This window comes from Gardnerella sp. 2492 (assembly GCF_050320365.1).
In the GTDB taxonomy this organism is placed as follows: domain Bacteria; phylum Actinomycetota; class Actinomycetes; order Actinomycetales; family Bifidobacteriaceae; genus Bifidobacterium.
The window spans coordinates 31164-52789 of the sequence record NZ_CP186952.1 but is presented as its reverse complement, the minus strand read 5'-3'; the positions used below and the strand labels follow the sequence as shown (position 1 = coordinate 52789).

Here is a 21626-nt window from a genome sequence, read left to right as displayed (position 1 = left end):
TATGAACAACAAGATAACAAACGTATCGTTATCAGCTTTACCTATAACGCATTCTCAAAAGCGCAAGTTTATGCGAAAAATTTTCTAAAAAATATTCAACAAAATACTGAAAAATGAACGCAACACGCCGACGCAGAGCCTGTATCCACAATAAGCAAAAAACATAGCTTAACTACTCAAACAATGATGAAATTGCGACATGTTGAAGAATAATTATGCGTTTGGCGGAACGCTTGAAGACGCCGAGTACAATGTGCAAAAACATGTTGTAAACCACCGCAATGAGGATTATTACACCGAGTGCGACTACGAATATCAAAATATAGATAATGCTATCGATCAAATATCTAAACAACTTTTCGAACACTCAATAGGCAATAAAGAACTAGGCGTTTGTGGAGAAAAGTATGCTGCACTACGACTAATACAAAAAGGATGGAAAATCATAGATAAAAATTGGCATAGCAAAATCGGAGAACTAGATATCATAATGCTTACTCCCAATAAAACTATCGTATTTGTGGAAGTAAAAACTAGACGAAACACAAATTACGGTACTCCACTTGAAGCAGTTAGCGTAGAAAAACAGCGAAAAGTAAAAAGAACCGGAATGCAATGGTTGCGTGAACATGGATCAGAAATACCGCACAGAAGCATACGGTTTGACATTGTTTCAATATTAGTAGTTTCAAAATACACGTACTCTGACAGTGCTCTTACTTTTCAAACACTTCAGGAGATACGAGAGAACAATCAAAATACTTACATCAACTCGAGCATGAAAGAAAATAGCACGAAAATAGATCCAATTCACGATAAAGCAATCGAATTTACACACCTTACAGGAGCTTTCTAATGGTTATTGGCAACGCACTTTCCGTAGGATTAATCGGATTAAAAGCTTTTACTATACAATTACAAGCATTCATATCGAGCGGAACAGTTGGATTCTCTATAATCGGTCTTCCAGACACCTCACTAAGCGAAGCTCGAGAACGAGTAAAATCAGCGTACACTGCTCTTCACTGCAAGTGGCCAGATAAGAGAGTTACAGTGAACTTATCCCCTGCTTCTATGCCAAAAAGCGGCTCCTCCTACGATTTAGCTATAGCAGCGAGCATTCTTGCGGCAGAAGGAATACTTCCACTTAAAGAATTAGATAAAACAGTTATATTAGGCGAATTAAATTTGGACGGAACTATACTACCGATCCAAGGAATACTTCCAATATCGCTATACGCTAAAAATCAAGGAATGAAACGACTTGTTATTCCGAGAGAAAATATGAAGGAAGCGAAATTACTAGAAGGTATAGAAGTAATAGACGTTCATCACATTGTAGATTTAATAACCCAACTTAACGGAAAACTTCCCGAAGAGTCACTAAAACTTATAGAAGAAGACACTATATATAAACGTATTCGCATAAACGAAAGAAAAATAAACGAAAATATAGAAAATTCTGAATCAAATGGAAAAGATATTTCCCCATCAGGTACAGGAATTTATAACAAAATCGGCGACATGTCGGAAGTAATCGGACAAGAGCATACAAAATGGGCTTTGCAAGTTGCTGCAGCAGGAGGACATCACGTGATGATGATTGGTCCTCCAGGCTCTGGAAAAACTATGCTAGCATCTAGATTGCCTAGTATCATGTGCCCACTTAATGAGAACGAGCAGCTAGAAGTAGCATCTATAAGATCTCTTTGTGGAACTTTGCCATATTACGGTATTAGTGACATACCTCCATTTGAAGCTCCGCACCACACTTCTTCAGCAGCATCACTTATTGGAGGAGGAGCTGGATTAGCAAAACCGGGTCTTATTACTAGAGCACATTGCGGAGTACTTTTTATGGATGAAGCTCCTGAATTCTCACCAAGAGTTTTACAAACTTTACGAGAACCACTAGAGTCTGGTTTCATAGCAGTATCACGCTCTAAAGGAACGGCATTTTATCCTGCAAAATTCCAGCTAGTAATTGCAGCAAACCCATGCCCTTGCGGATACGCTTATGGAAACGGCGAGCGCTGCACTTGCAAAGAAAAAGATCGAATACGATATTTTTCAAGACTTTCCGGACCTATTTTAGATCGTATTGATATTCAGATGGACGTTCCTCCGGTTGAGCATATAACCACATCTTCACGCGATCATAAACAATACGAGTCGAAATCAACTGTGCTAACTAGCGAAATGATGCGAAAAACTGTAATTACAGCACGCCTGACAGCACAAGAAAGATTTAAAGAACAAGGATGGAATTGTAATGCTAAGGCTTCAGGAACCTGGCTTCGAAAAAATACTTCAACTCAGGCAATTTCTCTTATAAATCGCGCTTTAGAAAAACATCAATTGAGCTTACGAGGAGCAGATCGTGCACTGCGTCTTTCGTGGACTTTGGCAGATCTTGCTGGACACACTTCACCAGACGTATCTGATGTAGCTCAAGCAATTAGTTTAAGGACAAGATTATGAACACAGTTAGCAAACAAGGTATAAAACTTGATAACCAGGAAAACTTGTACTCACCAGATGAAGAAACATTAGCGCGAGCTATTCTTACTTTTTGTTTAGAAGGCGCTGATGCGATTATGTACGCTTTATTACTTGGAGCGCAAAAGGCTCAACTAATTGTTGAAGCTTTACGAGCAATTTCTGATGATATACAAAAGCATATGTTAAAACCAAAAGCAGAACAAATGCAGTTTGCTTTTACTTCACAATGTGCTCAAAACGATGAGGAATCTGCAAAAAATACTATAGATAAATCAATTCAACAGAGCCGCCAAGAAATTATGAAAATTATTAAGCAAAATGATTTTACTAAACGTTTAGAACACTACTTCAAAATAGGTCTTAATGCTTGGGGAAATAAAAAAGCGAACGATACACAAACTGATATTGCTTTACACAAATCAATATCGATATGGTGTATGCGTTTAATTCATATTCCTACATGGGATACACAACATTTGAAATCATGGTTTACAATGTCTTCAAAACAGTGGATTGTGGCTCCACACAGCCCTTACTGGCCTAAACAGTTGCAAGATTTAGCAATTCGCGGACAATGGGCGCCACCTTTATGCTTATGGGGTATTGGAAACCCATACGCACTTGTACAATGCAGACAACCTCTTGCTATAGTAGGCTCGCGAGGGTGCACAGATTATGGACACGATCTTGCATACCATTTTGCTTACTCATGCGCATCAAAAGGGCATAGCATAATTTCTGGAGGAGCTTTTGGAATAGATGCTGCAGCACATTGGGGTGCATTAGATGCTTTAAGTTCAAATATTGGATCCACTCTGCCAATTGGAAGAACAATAGCAGTTTTTGCAGGTGGATTAAATAATATTGGCCCTAGCTCTAATAAAATTCTTTTTGATTCGATTGTTGAAAACGGTGGTGCTTTAATTAGCGAACTTTGCCCAGACACAACGCCTATAGCTCGTCGTTTTCTTCTGAGAAATAGAATTATTGCGGCTCTAGCATCTAAAGTAATAGTTACTCAGGCGCGAGCTCGTTCCGGAGCACTAAATACTGCTACTTGGGCATCAGATTTAAACCGTGAACTTTACGCTGTTCCAGGAGATATAACTAGTCCTCACAACACAGGATGCAACAATATTATTCATGAAGGAAAAGCAATAATGATTCGTTCTAAATATGATATTGAAGAAATATTTCAAACATCTCACCATTACATTTCATCAACTCAATCAAATTATTCACCAAAGATATCTAAAGTAGAACGCGAAGAACAATCTAATAATCAAAATGAAGCAAAAGAAGACACCAGTAATTCTGATAAAACTGTAACTTTTGATTGCAAAAATTCATTGCAAGAACAAATTATTACAGCGATACGCAAATGTAGAAGAAAGAAGGAAGATGCAACTGTAGATACAGTGTATTCCGAAATAGTTACATGCTATAAAAATACTTCAAGTAACGAAAATGCTCCTTCTATAGCTGAAGTTTCAGGAATCATAACAATGCTTGAATTAGACGGTATTATTAAACGAAACAATGAAAACTTAGTTATTACTAAATAGTTGGTTAAGTAAAAATAATATAGCAGAAAAGCTTACTCACTACTATGCGTACAATTAAAGCTAGTAACTTGCCACAATAATATGAGAAATATGTAAGATTGTGAGAAAACAGCATGCAGGCAGAATCTAACAAGCAGCGCAAATTACCTGAAACTTTATTACTACACGAAAACTACGATGCAGTTATTGTCGGTTCAGGAGCTGCAGGACTTTGCGCAGCGCTTGGGTTTATAAGATCAAAAGCATACGAAAAGCTCATAGAAGCTGGCAAAAGACCTAGTATTCTTGTGCTATCAAAATTACAAGCATTACGTTCACACACAGGCTCTGCTGAAGGTGGAATTGCAGCAAGCCTGGGAAATGTTACTAAAGATTGCTGGCAATGGCATTATTACGATACTGTTCGAGGAGGAGATTGGCTTAGTGACCAGGATGCAGCAAAAATTCTTGCTTTTAATGCGCTCGATACAGTAGTTGAATTGGAGCATGATGGTGTTGCTTTTTCGCGAACACTCGACGGCCATATTAATCAGCGTCGATTCGGAGGACATACTGCTCACTTTGGTAAAGAACCTATAGAACGCGCGGCATACGCAGCCGATAGAATTGGGCATCAAATTTTATACTCACTTTGGCAACAATGTGTAGCAAATAACGTAAGTTTTATAGAAGAATGTTACGTAACAGATATTGCTATAAATAAAGAAACTCACAGCGTAGAAGGTTTAGTAGCATTACACGAACCTACAGGTAAATTACATGAAATAAAAAGCTCTTGCATACTTTTAGCAACAGGCGGAGCAGGCCGCATTTTTGCGACAACTTCAAACTCTTGGGATTTAACCGGCGACGGAATGGCACTTGCTTTAAATGCTGGATTACAGATTGAAGATTTGGAATTTGTACAATTCCACCCTACTGGCCTTTCTCATACTGGAATACTGCTTTCTGAAGCAGCTAGAGGAGAAGGTGGGATTCTTCGTAACTCCTTAGGCGAAGCTTTTATGAAAAAATATGATCCAATTCACGCTGATTTAGCCCCTAGAGATGTAGTTAGTAGAGCAATTGTAGCTGAAGTTGATGCTGGACGCGGTATTGCAGACATTAACGATAATAAATCTAGAAAAGATTGCGTCTGGCTAGATATGACCAGCATAAGCAAAGAAAAAATATTAAGCGTATTGCCACAAGTAAACGAAACTGTACAACAGTATGCACATATGGATCCTACTAAAGATTTAATTCCAATTCGCCCTACTGCACACTACACAATGGGCGGAATACCAACTACTTTAAATGGAGAAGTATATACTTGGGATAGAAAAAACCAGACTATTATTAACGGGCTGTACGCTGCAGGTGAATGCGCATGCGTAGGAGTGCATGGAGCTAATCGTTTGGGCGGAAATTCACTTTTAGACGCTTGCGTTTTTGGTAAACTCGCAGGATTAAATATGGCAGAATTGTTGCTAAAAAATTGCAGTAACGAAAACAAACTAGATTATCACGCAGAAACACTTAAAAATACATCTAAAAATCGCATCGATTTCCTAAACAACGTGCTTTTTGAAAACGAAAAGAATTGCGATAATCAAAAATCAGATTGCAATAATAGTTCTTATAAAACTGACGTAAATGAGAATAAAGAATTAGATTCAACAAAACTACTCAAAGATGATGATACAAACCCTTATGAAATACTTAAGAATCTAGAAAATATTATGGAAAATGCTGCAGCAGTAAGATGCAGCGAGAATACACTGAAAACAGCATTATCAGTATTAAAAAATCAGATAATTCCAAAAGCAAAATCTTTACGCGCACACACTACTTCGCTTGTATTAAACCAAGAATTATGCGCAATTATGGAACTTAATAATATGCTTACTCTTTCAGAGAGTTTATTAGTAGCTTCTCTAGCACGTCACGAGTCACGCGGATCGTTTAATAGACTCGATTATCCAAGAAAAGATACTGAAAATGTTCCTAATCATTCATTTATTGATAAGTCCGGTAATGTAATAAATAAGCCTGTTAAAATTGTTGATTTTCAACCATATGAGCCTGTTGACGATAAATTTATTACAAAAATAGACAAAATTGCAACACGCCGAAGCGAAGAATAAAAAAAGATGTTATAGTCTTATCTGTTGTCTAAAACAACGTCCGGGTGGCGGAATGGTAGACGCGCTAGCTTGAGGTGCTAGTGCCTATTTGTTACAGGCGTGCGGGTTCAAGTCCCGCTCCGGACACGATGTGATGTCTCAGCGGATTTATTCTCATATTCCGCTGAGATTTTTTATTTTTCATCATAATCTTAAACGCATATTCCAGCTTTTGCAGCGCGCGCAGAATACTACACGCACAAAAATTAATAAGACCCTAACGTATTACAAAAATACGCTAAGGCCTTATCGCAAGCAAAATACTAAAAGCACTCGTGTTCAAAACTGCCACTATAAAATAAAAGCAAATACAGTAAAACACAAACCCGTTGAAATACTTTGCTTATTACTTTACGTTTATTTATTACTTAGATTGAGAATGCAGATTGAACTTAATTTCCCCACTATAAGGAGAGTAAATTGCAACGCCAAAAGTTACTATAGTGCCGAATTTATCTTTTACTATAGAACTTGCTGCTAATGCAGGAGTATCTACTGGAAGATTGAGAATATCTGCCATTGATTCACAAACGCGTTCAACACGAACTTTAACTTCGTTTTCTACAAGCTGAACAGCATAAGCGTTAAAAAGAAAGTCGCTTAAAGTTTCCTTATTAAAATTGTTCGTGAGTACTTTCGGAAATCGAGAAGCCGATAAATACATAACACTGTAATGCGCAACTACATCATCAACATAACGCAAACGCTTCAAACAAATCAACTCATCAGAAGGATTTAACCCAAGTCGTATTGCTGCGTCTTCATCTTTAATGACGTCGTTTTCTATAACTTCTACTCTGATTTTAGATTCAGGTGAAGCACAGTGTTCATAAAATCCCTGTGCACAATCAGAAAATATAGACCGATTGCTACTACTAATAATTTTAGGAGAGCGGAAAGTACCCCTACCCTGCTCACGAATAAGTAAACCCTCAGAAATAAGATTATCAACAGCATGACGCAATGTTATACGACTAACATTGTAATGCTTACATAATTCTAATTCTGTAGGTAATTGTTCCTCAGGGTCCATTGCTTCTATGCGCTGACGAAGGTTATTGCGCACAGCAATGTATTTAGGAATACCGTCTGCCAATACTATCACTCTCCTATGTATTCAAATATTAGATATGCAAAAAGCCGTTACTACTAGCGTATATAAGCGCGCAAAGTGTAATAACGGCTCATGTAAAACTAATAACTCGTCTCATCCTACAGTATTACCATAAAACAAACAAATCTATGTTAAAATAAACAATTTCGAATGATATGAGAATTAATTTTGTTTTATTTCGAAGTTATATAGACTTTTCTAAATTTTCCTTTATTCTCTTACTACGAATTTTCTCATTGCGAGTAATAAGTATTGATGAAGCGTAGAACAATACTACAGAAATAAGTATCAAAGCTATTAACACTACGCGACCACCAACAATGTTGACATAACCAAGAGTTACACCAACAACACCATAATCAGCATCAGAATACGTAGAATTTGCGCTTCCCAAGTTTCCTAATACAGGAAGAAGGAACAAAGGAAGGAATGTAATGAAAAGACCGTTTATAAATGATGCAATTACGCATCCACGCCTACCACCTTGACCATTGCCAAACACACCAGCAGCACCACCGGCCATAACGTGAGCGACAATTCCAGGAATAATAATAGTTGTTCCTAACCCGATCATTACTGCCATACCAATTAATCCTCCAGCAAAACTGGAAAGGAAGCCGATCAAAACAGCATTCGGAGCGAAACCAAAAGTCATAGGAGCATCTAATGCAGGACGAGCATTTTTTACCAGCTTTTCAGATATACCTTTGAATGCTGGAACAATTTCATCCAAAACAACCTGAACGCCTGCAAGTATAACGTATACGCCTGCAGAGAATTCAGCAGCCTTCAAAATAACGAATACAATAAAGTTCTGTCCATGAGACAATTGAGTTTCAACGTAGGTAGCTCCTGCAAATAATGCAACAGTAACATAAATTACAGCCATAGAAAGAGCAATTAGTACAGTAGTATCTTTCAAGAAACCAAGAGCTGCAGGGAATTTAATATCTTCTGTAGAAGGCGATGGACGCTTCTTTGAAGCAGTGAGCTTAGCAACTAATGCGCCTAAAGCAACTCCAGTGCCAGCAGGATGACCTAAAGCAACGTCATCTTTACCAGAAGCTTTTCTCATAAATGGCTGAACAAGCGCAGGGGAAATAGTAGTAAACAAGCCTTGAGCAATAGATCCCCACAACAAAACTTCCCACGTGCTAAATCCTGCAACATTGAAGATAACAGCAAGCATACTTGCCATGTAAAAAGCTACGTGACCTGTTAAGTAAATGAATTTGAAACGAGAAGTAATAGAAAGGATGATATTAACAATCATGCCAAAGAAGAAGATAATCGCTGATTCTGAACCATACTTGAGCAATACAGTTCCAATAATCGCTTCATTATTTGGAACTACGCCTTGTACATGGAAAGCATGCTGGAACATGATTCCAAATGGATTAAGCGCTTCGGTAATAACACCAGATCCAGCAGCCAGAACCAGGAAGCCAACTAATGTACGAATTGAACCTTGCAAAATATCTGAGAATTTCTTTCTCTGAACCGCAAGTCCTATGAAGGAAATAAGTGCAACTATTACAGATGGTTGCCTAAAAATATCGAGTAACACTGACAGAACGCCGTCCACGTAACTCTCCTTACCTATATTTCAATCGATATAGTTTCGATATGGTTGAGCGGTTTTACGTAGTTATTGGCAGTAAAAATATCTTACAAACTTCGCAAACGATACCGTAGGCGAAACTATTCGAAATTCACGGATAGTTTCGTAGCACAGTAAAACTACACATACAAAATTAACGGTTCCGCAATGAAGCAAAGTAGTAAGAGCTACTACGAGCAGTAGTTTTTACACCCAGCCAACAACTACTGTTACAGCTCATACTGTTGTTTCATGTCTTTTTCATTATATCGTTAAAACATTATAAATGATTAAAATAACGCTATTTATTACTAAAATATTTATAAAATAGTAATAAAATCCGGAAATTTATCTGTTTTTAAAAAATTCGACACGCCATTAATACAGAAAAAAGCGTTCCATTTTTCATGAAACGCTTCATTTTAAAGAAATTTTTACAGTTTTTATCAAAAATAAACAAATGTTTTACAGTATAAACAAATGTTTATATTTTGGCAGTTTTTATCTCACTTAAGCTGTCACTCCCACTCAATAGTTGCAGGCGGCTTAGAAGTGACATCCAAAACAACTCGATTAATTTGACGACATTCATTAGTGATTCGAGTAGAAATTTTTGCTAGAACATCGTACGGAACTCGCGACCAATCAGCAGTCATAGCATCCTCAGAGCTTACTGGACGAAGAACAATCGGAGAACCATACGTGCGCTCATCACCCTGAACTCCAACAGAATGAACATCTGCAAGCAACACAACTGGGCATTGCCAAATATCGCGGTCTAATCCAGCTTTAGAAAGCTCTTCTCTTGCAATAGCATCTGCTTCACGAAGCACAGCTAAGCGCTCGCGTGTAATCTCACCAACTATACGAATACCCAAACCTGGACCAGGGAATGGTTGACGCCACACAATCTCATCTGGAAGACCAAGCTCAGTACCAATAGCGCGAACTTCATCTTTAAATAAAGTACGCAAAGGTTCGATAAGCTTGAACTTCAAATCTTTTGGCAAACCGCCGACGTTGTGATGCGACTTAATATTTGCAGCACCGTCTCCTCCACCAGATTCAACAACATCTGGGTAAAGCGTGCCTTGTACAAGGAACTTAACTTCTGCTCCAGTTTTACCAGCTTCTTCAATAACTTGACGCTGAGCTTTTTCGAATGTGCGAATAAACTTTTCGCCAATAATCTTGCGCTTACGCTCTGGCTCGCTCACGCCTTTAAGAGCATCTAAAAAGTCATCTTCTGCATCCACAGCAATAAGCTTAATTCCAGTGGCTTCAACAAAATCATGCTTAACCTGCTCAACTTCACCTTTACGAAGAAGGCCATGATCAACGAAAACGCAAGTAAGCTGATCACCAATTGCTTTATGCACCAAAGCTGCAGCAACAGCTGAATCAACTCCACCAGAAAGCCCACAAATAACTTGCGCATTCCCAACTTCTGCGCGAATCTTAGCAACCTGATCTTCAATAATGTTAGAAGGATTCCAATTATTATCCAATCCTGCACACTTATGTAAGAATGTAGAAATAAGTTCCTGGCCCAATGGAGTGTGCTTTACTTCTGGATGCCACTGAACTCCATAAAGTTTGCGACTTTCATCCTGCATTGCAGCAACTGGAGCACCCTGAGTATGCGCTAATACTGTAAAACCTTCAGGAGCGCTTTTAACTGCAACACCGTGGCTCATCCATGTATTTTGTTCAACAGGAGAATTTGCAAGCAAGCCTTCAGAATCATCAATAGTCGCAGAAGTTTTACCATACTCACCGAGAGCAGCTTTATCTACATCTCCACCGAGCTCATGAGCCATAACCTGGAATCCGTAGCAAATTCCAAGCACAGGAACACCTGCTTCAAAAATCTTGGTATCAATTCTAGGAGCGCCCTCTTCATATACTGATGCAGGACCACCTGAAAGAATAATAGCTTGAGGATCTTTTGCAAGCATCTCATCAACAGGCATAGAGTGAGGCACAAGTTCCGAGTACACATTTGCTTCTCGTACTCTTCTTGCAATAAGTTGAGCATACTGAGCGCCGAAATCAACAACAAGAACCGGACCTTTTGCCATGATTCTCCTTATATATATGGTACGTTGCTTAAACAGCAACGCACATAGAGGACGTGTATATCAGTAAATTATTGCGTTGCGCAATTCCTATAATACTAGTTGCGCTTTTAGACGTTACGTTTGTGCGAAACGCCGTAAATGAACAAAGTATAAAAATACAGAACCGTAGTAATACAAGGAAGTTAACATAGAATATAACATAAATGATACTTTTGAACAGTTTTTTATGAACACTTTAACACATTTTTTCAACAAATTCGCACGCAGTAAGTAATCAAACGAACAAAAGTCAGACGCTGGCACTATACTGAAACGGATGGAAAAAGAGCTGAATACATTTGTTTTTCAGCTTCTATAACCAAATGGTAATGATCAAATTGCACTGAAAAGTGCTTGAGTACAGGAGTACACATGACGAGTCCTGTTATTGGCACCCCTTGGAAGAAGCTCAACGCTCCAGTTTCCGAGGAAGCTATCGAAGGCGTAGACAAGTATTGGCGCGTTGCTAATTACCTCGCTATCGGTCAGATTTATCTTCGCAGCAACCCTCTAATGAAGGAGCCATTTACTCGCGAAGATGTTAAGCATCGTCTGGTGGGCCACTGGGGCACCACCCCAGGCCTGAACTTCCTTATCGGCCACATCAACCGCTTTATCGCTGATCACCAGCAGAACACCGTGATTATCATGGGTCCAGGCCACGGCGGCCCAGCTGGTACTGCTCAGTCCTACCTCGACGGCACTTACACTGAGTACTATCCAAAGATCACCAAGGACGAAGCTGGTTTGCAGAAGTTCTTCCGTCAGTTCTCTTATCCAGGCGGCATTCCTTCTCACTTCGCTCCTGAAACCCCAGGTTCCATCCACGAAGGCGGCGAGCTTGGTTATGCACTCTCCCACGCTTACGGCGCTGTTATGAACAACCCAAGCTTGTTCGTTCCAGCAATCGTCGGCGATGGCGAAGCTGAAACTGGTCCTTTGGCCACCGGTTGGCAGTCCAACAAGCTTGTGAACCCACGTACCGACGGTATCGTTCTTCCAATCTTGCACTTGAACGGCTACAAGATTGCTAACCCAACTATTCTTTCCCGTATTTCTGACGAAGAGCTTCATGAGTTCTTCCACGGCATGGGCTACGAGCCATACGAGTTCGTTGCTGGCTTCGACGATGAGGATCACATGTCCATCCACCGTCGCTTCGCCGACATGTTCGAAACCATCTTCGATGAGATTTGCGATATTAAGGCTGAGGCTCAGACTAACGATGTAACTCGCCCTTACTACCCAATGATTATCTTCCGCACTCCAAAGGGTTGGACCTGCCCGAAGTTCATCGACGGCAAGAAGACCGAAGGTTCTTGGCGTGCACACCAGGTGCCACTGGCATCTGCTCGCGACACCGAAGCTCACTTCGAGGTTTTGAAGAACTGGATGAAGTCCTACAAGCCTGAAGAGCTCTTCGATGAAAAGGGCGCTGTGAAAGAAGACGTTCTTTCCTTCATGCCAAAGGGCGAACTCCGTATTGGTGAGAATCCAAACGCCAACGGCGGTCGTATTCGTGAAGACTTGAAGCTTCCAAAGCTTGAGGATTACGAAGTCAAGGAAGTTAAGGAATTCGGTCACGGCTGGGGTCAGCTCGAAGCTACCCGTCGTCTTGGTGTTTACACTCGTGACATCATCAAGAACAACCCAGATTCCTTCCGTATCTTCGGACCAGATGAGACTGCTTCCAACCGTTTGCAGGCTGCTTATGAAGTAACCAACAAGCAGTGGGATGCTGGCTACCTTTCTGGCTTAGTTGATGAGCACATGGCTGTTACCGGCCAGGTCACCGAGCAGCTTTCCGAGCATCAGATGGAAGGCTTCATTGAGGGTTACTTGCTCACCGGTCGTCACGGCATCTGGAGCTCCTACGAGTCCTTCGTACACGTTATCGACTCCATGTTGAACCAGCACGCAAAGTGGCTTGAGGCTACCGTTCGTGAGATCCCATGGCGTAAGCCAATCTCCTCTGTGAACTTGTTGGTATCCTCTCACGTATGGCGTCAGGATCACAACGGCTTCTCGCACCAGGATCCAGGCGTAACCTCCGTGCTCTTGAACAAGACCTTCAACAACGATCACGTAATCGGCATCTACTTCCCAGTAGATTCCAACATGTTGCTTGCTGTTGCTGAAAAGGCTTACAAGTCCACCAACATGATTAACGCTATCTTCGCTGGTAAGCAGCCAGCTGCTACTTGGTTGACCCTCGACGAAGCTCGCGAAGAGCTCGAGAAGGGTGCTGCTGAGTGGAAGTGGGCATCTAACGCTAAGACCAATGACGAAGTTCAGGTTGTTCTCGCTGGTATCGGCGATGTTCCACAGCAGGAATTGATGGCCGCTGCCGACAAGTTGAACAAGCTTGGCGTTAAGTTCAAGGTCGTTAACATTGTTGACTTGCTCAAGTTGCAGTCCGCTAAGGAAAACAACGAGGCTTTGACTGACGAAGAGTTCACTGAGCTCTTCACCGCTGACAAGCCAGTCCTTCTCGCTTACCACTCCTATGCACATGACGTTCGCGGCTTGATCTTCGATCGTCCAAACCACGACAACTTCAACGTTCATGGCTACAAGGAGCAGGGCTCCACCACCACGCCATACGACATGGTTCGCGTTAACGACATGGATCGTTACGAGCTTACCGCTGAAGCTTTGCGCATGGTTGACGCCGCTAAGTATGCCGACGAAATCAAGAAGCTCGAGGACTTCCGCCTCGAAGCCTTCCAGTATGCAGTCGACAACGGTCTCGATCACCCAGACTACACCGATTGGGTATGGCCAGGCGTTAAGACCGACAAGCCAGGCGCTGTCACCGCTACCGCTGCAACCGCTGGCGATAACGAGTAGTTTTAAGCTGATAAAGTTAAAACTGGTTAAATAAACATTTCGGGAGTTAGTCCAAACGGATTAACTCCCGATTTATATAAAAATAAAAACACAAAAAATATACTAAGCAACAACTATTTTCGTGCGTGTACATTACGCAATTCACATACAATAGACGAAGTTGGATTGTATTGCAGAGCGCATACGGCAATAAATTAGTGCATGCAATATAAAAACATACTAAAGTAACACGAACGTATCAAAGGAGAACACATCGTGTCACACGTAAATGTCGCTATTATAAGCACTGAAGACGCAAAAGGTCACAATGCCGTATCGCTAGGCGTAACACACATATTAGCAAACCATTACGCTACTACTGTTTTTAGAACATCAGCAGATATTAACGACGCTTTTACAAGTGAACTTATCAGAATATCTAAAACTACAGCAACAGAAGAACAGATTGTAGCAACAGATCCTCTAACAGTTTTATCAAATAAAGAAACATTACGCGGAGATATTGTCTCGCATTACCACGAATTAATTGAAAGCACAAAATCTCAAGCATCAGTGATTATTACAACTGAAGAAACTCAAGTATATGATCCAGATTTATTTACTTTCAACGCTACAGTAGCAGCAGATTTAGCTTCTCCTGTTTTGCTAACAGTATCAGCTAATGGAAGAAACGCTCAGCAAATTTTACAGACAATTGATTCAGCAAACGCTTGTATTATTAAGTCCTGTACGAAAGTTTTAGGCGTATTTGTAACAAACTGCCCTGAAGATTTAGGAATCGAAGTAGTACGAAACTATACTTCTCGAAATTACATAAATCTAAACGAAGAAAAATCTAAAGTAAGCCAAACACCACTATGGATTTTGCCACCTTTAGACGAGAAAAATACTGACAAAATATTAGAAACTTTTACTAAATACGTAAATGAGGACGACTTACTTAATACACTTCGACAACCGTTCAATGCACCAACAACACCATACGCTTTTCAGTACAGTTTACTTGGTAAAGCAAAATCTAATAAAAAAACAATAGTTTTGCCAGAAGGAGAAGAAGATCGTATTCTTAAAGCGGCAGATTATTTACTCGAACGAGATATAGTCAACCTAATAATTGTCGGAGAACGTGAATCTATATTGGAACGAGCCGAAGAATTAAATCTTAAATCAGTTTGCAAAGCAAGTTTCCAATCAATGCACGATGAAGCAATGCTTAGCCATATGGTTACAAAGCTTTGCGAATTGCGTTCAAAGAAAGGAATGACAGAAAAGCAAGCGCGAGAACAGCTAGCTGATGCAAGCTACTTCGGCACAATGCTGGTAGTTCTAGGTCAAGCAGATGGCCTTGTTTCTGGTTCTGTAAATTCAACCGCTAACACTGTGCGTCCTGCTCTTCAAGTTATCAAAACTAAGCCTGGTTCTAAGCTGGTTTCTGGAGCATTCCTTATGTGTTTCAAAGATCATGTAGCAGTATTCGCAGATTGCGCAATTAACCCAAATCCTACTGCTGAACAGTTATCTGATATTGCTATACAATCTGCTCACACAGCTTTAGCATTCGGAATTGAACCTAAAGTCGGAATGTTATCGTACTCAACTCTAGGATCTGGAAAAGGCCCAGACGTAGATTTAGTAGAAGAAGCTACACAGTTAGTTAAACAGAAAGCTCCTGATTTAGCAGTAGTTGGTTCAATACAATTCGATGCAGCATGGTCTCCGGTAGTTGCAGCAGCAAAAGCAAAAGAAAACTCTGTTGCAGGTCACGTTAACGTTTTCGTATTCCCAGACTTATGCGCAGGAAACATTACTTACAAAGCGGTACAACGATCCAGCGGAGCACTAGCAGTAGGCCCAATACTTCAAGGCTTAAATAAACCTGTTAACGATTTATCTCGAGGAGCTCTTGTTCAAGACATTATTAATACTGTTGCTCTAACTGCTATAGAAGCTCAATCATAAATTGTATTTTAAAACAAAATTAATTTTATAACTAAATATTAAAATTTTGAGTTCCTACAATACTAGATTTCACTAGTGTTGTAGGAACTTGACGATACAATATCACATGGCAATATACGGCCTTATTTAATACTTTATGGAGGATGCCCACATGGCAAAAACCGTTCTTGTTATCAATTCTGGTTCTAGTTCGATTAAGTATCAGCTCGTTGACTTGGAAAGCGGAGAAGGTATCGCTTCCGGCATCGTTGAGAAAATTGGCGAGCCAGTTGACGGCCACTACAAGCACGTATTCAATGGTGAAAAGCATGAGTTCGATGAGCCAGTTCATGACCACGAGCAGGGTTTGAAACGCGTACTTGGATTCTTCGAGGAATATGGTCCAAAGCTTTCAGAGTCTGGCATTGTTGCTGTCGGCCACCGCGTTGTTCAGGGTGGATTAACATTCCCTAAGCCTGCATTAGTAAACACTAAGACAATCAATAAGGTTAAGGATTTGGCAGTTTTGGCTCCACTTCACAACGGCCCAGAAGCTGTTGGCGCTGAAGTCATGACTGAACTTTTGCCAGATGTTCCACAAATTATGGTATTCGATTCCTCATTCTTCCATGATTTGCCACAGGTTGCAGCAACTTATGCTTTGAATAAGGAAATCGCAGATCGCTATCATATTCGTCGTTACGGTGCTCATGGCACTTCTCACGAATACATTGGCTCTGTTGTTCCAAGCGTTGTAGGTAAGCCTGCAGAAGGTTTGAAGCAGATTGTTTTGCACATTGGTAACGGTGCTTCTGCTTCTGCTCAGATTTCTGGTAAGCCAATTGAAACCTCTATGGGCTTAACCCCACTTGAAGGCTTGATGATGGGCGGCCGTACCGGTGATATTGATCCAGCTGTAGTCTTCCACCTTATTCGCAACGCTCATATGAACGTGGACGAGCTTGATACTCTCTTCAACAAGCGTTCCGGCATGATGGGTATGACTGGCCACGGCGATTTGCGTGATATTCATAAGCTTATTGCTGAAGGTGATGAAAACGCTAAGCTTGCTCTCGGCGTATACGTTCATCGCATTGTTGGATACATTGGCAATTACACTGCTCAAATGGGTGGCGTCGATGTTATCACCTTCACAGCAGGCGTTGGCGAAAACGACGAAATCGTGCGCGCTCGCGTATGCGAAAAGCTTGAGCCATTCGGCGTTAAGCTTGACAAGGAAAAGAACCTTGTTCGTTCTAAGGAGCCACGCGTTATTTCCACTCCAGACAGCTCTGTGATTATTGCTGTAATTCCAACGAACGAAGAGTTGGCTATCGCACGCAAGGCTGCAGCTATTGCTGAAGCTGGCGAAGATAGCTACGGTAACAAGTTTAAGCACTAAATCGTTGGCGCTTAACAGCGTAAAACAAACAAATAAATAGATAAATAAATATAAATAATCCCGAGCCTTTTGGCAGTGTCAAGAATTTTGTGTAAACTCCACTAGTTGTCAATCAAGCTATCAATCCAATAATATTTGCTTTTCTACGAAAAGCAAATATTATTGGATTTCGAATTTTTCGTGCAGGTCATAAGACGCTAATCCAAATCCTCTATGAATTCTTTCTTTAGATAATTCATTTTGTTCAATACAAAATACTCCTAGATAACGATTTAAACTATCCTCTGCTGGAAACTGTTCCTTTGCTTTTAATCGTTTTTTTAGTTGCTTATTGAGACTTTCAATTAAATTAGTCGTATAAATACTTTGACGAATTTGTTTAGGGAAGTCAAAAAAGACTAATAAATCGTCATAAACTGAATCAATACTTGCACAGACTTTAGGATAACGTTTGTGTATGTTTTCTAGAAATTCGTTTAATTTTTTCTCTGCATCTTCTTTATTGTTTGATTGATAAACTTTCTTAAGTGAATCTACTAATTCTCTTTTATCTTCAACTCTTACCTTCTTTTGTAATTGTCGGATTAAATGAACCCAACAAGTTTGATATTTTGCGTTAGGAAACACGCTTAAAAGAGCAGTCTTAACCCCACTAAGTCCATCTGTAATAAATAGTAAAACTTCTTGTAATCCTCTTTGTTTCAATGATTCCAACATTTCTTTATAGTGTTCAGCAGATTCAGTAGGATAGATTGCATAATCAAGAATTTCTTTACTGCCTTCTGGAGTAATTCCTACTAAAAAGTGAACAGCTTCCTTTTGAACAGTAGCTCTTCTTAAATGAACATACGTTGCATCAGCATAAATCACTGCATAACGAGATTGAACTTTTCTTTGATGAAATTCTTTAACAGAGTCTTCAACTTGTTTTGTAATATTTGTTACGGTAGTAGGGCTATAGTGATGACCGTAAATATCTTCGATACACTCTGCAATTTCACGGTTAGTAAAGCCTTTAGAATAAAGTTTAATAATAACCTCTTCTAATTTTTCGGAATTTCTTTTATAAGCTTTAATAATTTTTTGCTCGAATTCTCCGTTACGATCTCGTGGAATATGGATATTTAAAATACCATATTCTGAATAAATTTTACGATTATAGCCACCATTTCTTGAATTTCCGGTGTTATATCCCTCTACAGAATGTTTAGGGTAGTTTAAATGCTCTGTTAATTCAACTTGAAGTAATTGATTAATCCCATTTTCAATCGCTTCTTTTAATAAGTGATTAATATTGTCACCTTGTAATAGTCTTTTTGTCAATTCTGTGTTAAAATCCATTTAGAAGTCACTCCTTTGTTAATTTGTTTTGGTAGATTAATTATACAACTAGTGGCTTCTTTTTTTATACTCTTTTTTGTGTTTACACAAAATATTGTACACTCTCAGCCTTTTGACCCGGGATTATTTATTATTCAAGCATTTTATGCCACATTCCTGGAAAATCAGGGATTGTTTTGCGCGTGGTTTCAATGTTTTTCACGTAAATACCAGTTATGCGCAAACCTAACATTGCAGCAAAAGTTGCCATGCGATGATCTGCATAAGTTTCCATCACTTCCCCATGCATATTATTATTTGGCTCAATGCGAATGCCATCTTCAAGCTCTTTAGCGCCAATCCCAACTCGGTTCAATTCCTTAACTAAAGCTTGCAAACGATTCGTCTCATGACCTCGCAAATGTGCAATACCATGAAGTTCACTTGGCCCATCCGCAAACGCAAGAATTGCTGCAATACTCGGAGCAATCTCCCCTGCTGCACTCAAATCAAGATATGGAATTGCATTAATCACACCATTGCTTTCAACATGCATTATTCCAGCGTCATCGCTTGTTTTTTCAAAACTAATTTTTGCTCCCATTTTCTCTAATATTCCAGGAAGCAATCCCCCAGGTTGAGTTGTTGAAAGTGGCCAATTAGGTATGCTGACACTTCCTGCGTTAATTAAAGCCGATCCTAAAAATGGCGCAGCATTAGAAAGATCAGGCTCTATAGTAACAGTATCCGCTAAAGCTATTTTGCTCTCTTTAACATGCCATATTGCGTTGCTAGTCATATTTACAACACCACCAGCTTTGCAAATATCGTCCATAGTCATACGAATATGCGGCATACTTGGCAATGTTGATCCCGTATGCTTAAGACTTAAATCCCCATGTATACGCGAGCCAATCAGAAGCAGCGCAGAAATAAATTGTGATGATGAAGAAGAATCAATTTGCACAACTTTTTCAGAAAAATCATTTATTCTAGATTCAATCGCAGGCGGAGTAATAGTAAAAGGTAGAAAACCATCCTCTCCGTGATACTCTACGCGAGCACCAAGCTGCTCTAAGCCGTCAAGAACTGGCTTCATAGGACGAGCGTAAGCTTGTTTATCTCCGTCAAATCTCACAGCTTTATTTGCGAATAAAGCTAAAGCTGTAACAAAGCGCATTACAGTTCCAGCTAAACCGCAATACACTTCAGCATTATCTGGAACTCTAAAAATTTCGTCTTCTGGAGGAATTACGCGAAGTTTAGTGCCATCTTCATTTAGCGACTCACATTTAACTCCGAATGTAGATAAAGCGTTAATCATAAGCTCTGTGTCTCTCGAGCGCAATAATCCTCGTAAAACTACAGGTTTTGTACCTATTGCTGCCAAAATTAAATAACGATTCGATAATGATTTACTACCAGGAACCTCAATAAAAGCTTTTAATTGATGATTAGCACACGGTGCTTTCCAAGAAGTAGTGCAATCCGCAGTATCGTTAATATCACTCATACTATGAATACTATCTATAAATATGTACGGCTGAATAAGAATAAAAAAAAAGCAAAATACGCATATTTCATTAGATATAAAAAAGTCGGGGTGACAGGATTCGAACCTGCGACATCCTGCTCCCAAAGCAGGCGCGCTACCAAACTGCGCTACACCCCGAGGCTTCAAAACCATAACCATGGCTTCTGAGCACAATTGACTATATTAGCGCAGATTTTCGACAAACGCAAACCACGACACACTATAAATTTGTAATATTTTCAGTACAAATAATTCAACTATTCACACAAAACTGTTATAAATACGATATAACAAGCTAAAATAGTAAAAGACTTACAACTAGCAAGGATCGATATGGGACGTTTTCAACGCGCTGAAGCTGCGGGACTTATTGCTTTCTTAGTATGCGCAGTAATTAGTATAGCCGTAATATCATGGTACATGTCTGCTATGCCTCCTATATGGCTAGTAAGTCAAAGATTATTTAGCGTAACATCAGGTATCGTAGCAGCATGCAGTATGTGCACTTTTGCGGTAGGATATTTGCGAACCAACTATTTCTTTAATGAACAAAAAATCATTAGAATTGCTAAGCACGTTTTTGAATTAGTTGCGTTATCAACTATTTACGGCGCAACAATGTTTCTTATGTCTTTTGCGATGCTATCTATTATAAATAGCATCGTTGGTAGGGCTGTTGTTAACAGTTATCTTCCCGTTTTATGCTCTGCACTTTCTGGAATTGTAGGATACGCAACTTTAGTTCAAGCAGAATTGCTGGAAGCAAAAACTGTAGCTTCTTTGCTACCACTTTTCGTAATTTCAGGAGCAGCAACAGCAGGACTTACCTCTGACGATCCATACTGGTATAACAACAACTTCTCTCAACTAGGTGACCGCACAACATTTGCAGCCAGCATGTTTAACGCAACTTTAATACTTTCCGGAATATGCATTATTATTACAAGTTACTTTGCGGTTTCAGAATTCATAGCTACTCAGAGAGAACAAGTTTATCAAAACGATAAAAAACGTTCGCCACGACACTTCTACATTCGTACAGGAATTATGGCAATGCTGCTTATACTTGGCGGTATAGCTTTTATTGGTATTGGTACGTTCCGATACACTCCTCACCCAGTTCTGCACGACACCTGCGCAAGAGGAGTTACAGGGCTGATTTGCACTATGCTAATATTTCTACCTTGGCTTGCTCCACAGCTTTCAAAAACTTTTTACATAGCATCAGATTTGGCTGTATTACTAACATCATGGGCTGGAAGCCAGTGGATTAAGGGCAATAATACTCTTACAAATGTTGAAGCTTTATCCTGCATGCTTTTCCTGGGTTGGATTATTGTGTTCTCACGTCAAGTTGCTGCAATGGAAAGCGATAGATTGCAATCGAAAATTAACAGAACGCTTATTTCTCAAGCCTTGGATGAAAAACTTAAAGCCAATTCATAGATATCAAAATTAATAAATAAAAACTAATAAGGCGGATGATTAATACCATCCGCCTTACTTTTATTTAATA

At 39.8% G+C, this 21626-nt stretch carries 13 protein-coding genes and 2 tRNA genes; 9 read left to right on the top strand and 6 right to left on the bottom strand.

Features of this window, described 5'->3' with window-relative positions; all coding sequences use genetic code 11:
* Nucleotides 1-199: 199 nt before the first annotated feature.
* From ACPFYS_RS00160 to ACPFYS_RS00140, 5 genes are all read left to right on the top strand, one after another.
* The gene (locus tag ACPFYS_RS00160) at nt 200-856 is read left to right on the top strand and encodes a YraN family protein (protein WP_427876762.1); all 657 of its coding nucleotides are present in this window, start codon (nt 200-202) and stop codon (nt 854-856) included.
* Nucleotides 856-2481 (top strand): YifB family Mg chelatase-like AAA ATPase, encoded by a 1626-nt coding sequence (locus ACPFYS_RS00155; protein WP_427876760.1) that lies wholly within the window; start codon nt 856-858, stop codon nt 2479-2481. The genes ACPFYS_RS00160 and ACPFYS_RS00155 overlap by 1 nt, the downstream gene beginning before the upstream one ends.
* Nucleotides 2478-4067, top strand: coding sequence for a DNA-processing protein DprA (dprA, locus tag ACPFYS_RS00150; RefSeq protein ID WP_427876758.1), 1590 nt, complete (start codon nt 2478-2480; stop codon nt 4065-4067). The genes ACPFYS_RS00155 and dprA overlap by 4 nt, the downstream gene beginning before the upstream one ends.
* 113 nt (nt 4068-4180) lie before the next feature.
* Complete coding sequence (locus ACPFYS_RS00145; protein ID WP_427876756.1) at nt 4181-6193, top strand: FAD-binding protein; 2013 nt, start codon at nt 4181-4183, stop codon at nt 6191-6193.
* Nucleotides 6194-6231: 38 nt separating this feature from the next.
* Nucleotides 6232-6319 (top strand) — tRNA-Leu (locus ACPFYS_RS00140).
* 277 nt (nt 6320-6596) lie between these two features.
* Here the strand turns inward: ACPFYS_RS00140 and ACPFYS_RS00135 are convergent.
* From ACPFYS_RS00135 to guaA, 3 genes are all read right to left on the bottom strand, one after another.
* Complete coding sequence (locus ACPFYS_RS00135; RefSeq protein WP_427877688.1) at nt 6597-7328, bottom strand: GntR family transcriptional regulator; 732 nt, start codon at nt 7326-7328, stop codon at nt 6597-6599.
* A gap of 202 nt (nt 7329-7530) precedes the next feature.
* Nucleotides 7531-8931 (bottom strand): PTS ascorbate transporter subunit IIC, encoded by a 1401-nt coding sequence (locus tag ACPFYS_RS00130; RefSeq protein WP_427896782.1) that lies wholly within the window; start codon nt 8929-8931, stop codon nt 7531-7533.
* A gap of 533 nt (nt 8932-9464) precedes the next feature.
* Nucleotides 9465-11027 carry a glutamine-hydrolyzing GMP synthase gene (gene guaA, locus ACPFYS_RS00125; protein WP_427876752.1) on the bottom strand — a complete coding sequence of 521 codons (1563 nt, stop codon included), beginning with the start codon at nt 11025-11027 and terminating at the stop codon, nt 9465-9467.
* Between the two features lie 411 nt (nt 11028-11438).
* Here guaA and ACPFYS_RS00120 point away from each other — a divergent pair, with 411 nt between their 5' ends.
* From ACPFYS_RS00120 to ACPFYS_RS00110, 3 genes are all read left to right on the top strand, one after another.
* Complete coding sequence (locus ACPFYS_RS00120) at nt 11439-13916, top strand: phosphoketolase (RefSeq protein ID WP_427876750.1); 2478 nt, start codon at nt 11439-11441, stop codon at nt 13914-13916.
* A gap of 255 nt (nt 13917-14171) precedes the next feature.
* Nucleotides 14172-15875, top strand: a complete 1704-nt coding sequence (pta, locus tag ACPFYS_RS00115; RefSeq protein WP_427876748.1) for a phosphate acetyltransferase — start codon at nt 14172-14174, stop codon at nt 15873-15875.
* 151 nt (nt 15876-16026) lie between these two features.
* Nucleotides 16027-17256 carry an acetate/propionate family kinase gene (locus ACPFYS_RS00110; protein WP_427876746.1) on the top strand — a complete coding sequence of 410 codons (1230 nt, stop codon included), beginning with the start codon at nt 16027-16029 and terminating at the stop codon, nt 17254-17256.
* 159 nt (nt 17257-17415) lie between these two features.
* On the opposite strand, the gene ACPFYS_RS00105 is transcribed toward ACPFYS_RS00110, so the two are convergent.
* The 3 genes from ACPFYS_RS00105 to ACPFYS_RS00095 form a co-directional block, all read right to left on the bottom strand.
* Complete coding sequence (locus ACPFYS_RS00105; protein ID WP_004126753.1) at nt 17416-18597, bottom strand: IS256 family transposase; 1182 nt, start codon at nt 18595-18597, stop codon at nt 17416-17418.
* A 130-nt stretch (nt 18598-18727) separates the two neighbouring features.
* Nucleotides 18728-20089, bottom strand: a complete 1362-nt coding sequence (gene aroA / locus ACPFYS_RS00100; RefSeq protein ID WP_427876744.1) for a 3-phosphoshikimate 1-carboxyvinyltransferase — start codon at nt 20087-20089, stop codon at nt 18728-18730.
* A gap of 85 nt (nt 20090-20174) precedes the next feature.
* Nucleotides 20175-20248: transfer RNA gene (locus tag ACPFYS_RS00095), tRNA-Pro, on the bottom strand.
* 195 nt (nt 20249-20443) lie between these two features.
* Between ACPFYS_RS00095 and ACPFYS_RS00090 the strand changes: the two genes are divergently transcribed.
* Nucleotides 20444-21556: an ABC transporter permease gene (locus ACPFYS_RS00090; protein WP_427876742.1), complete on the top strand. Its 1113-nt coding sequence runs from the start codon at nt 20444-20446 to the stop codon at nt 21554-21556.
* Nucleotides 21557-21626 lie beyond the last annotated feature (70 nt).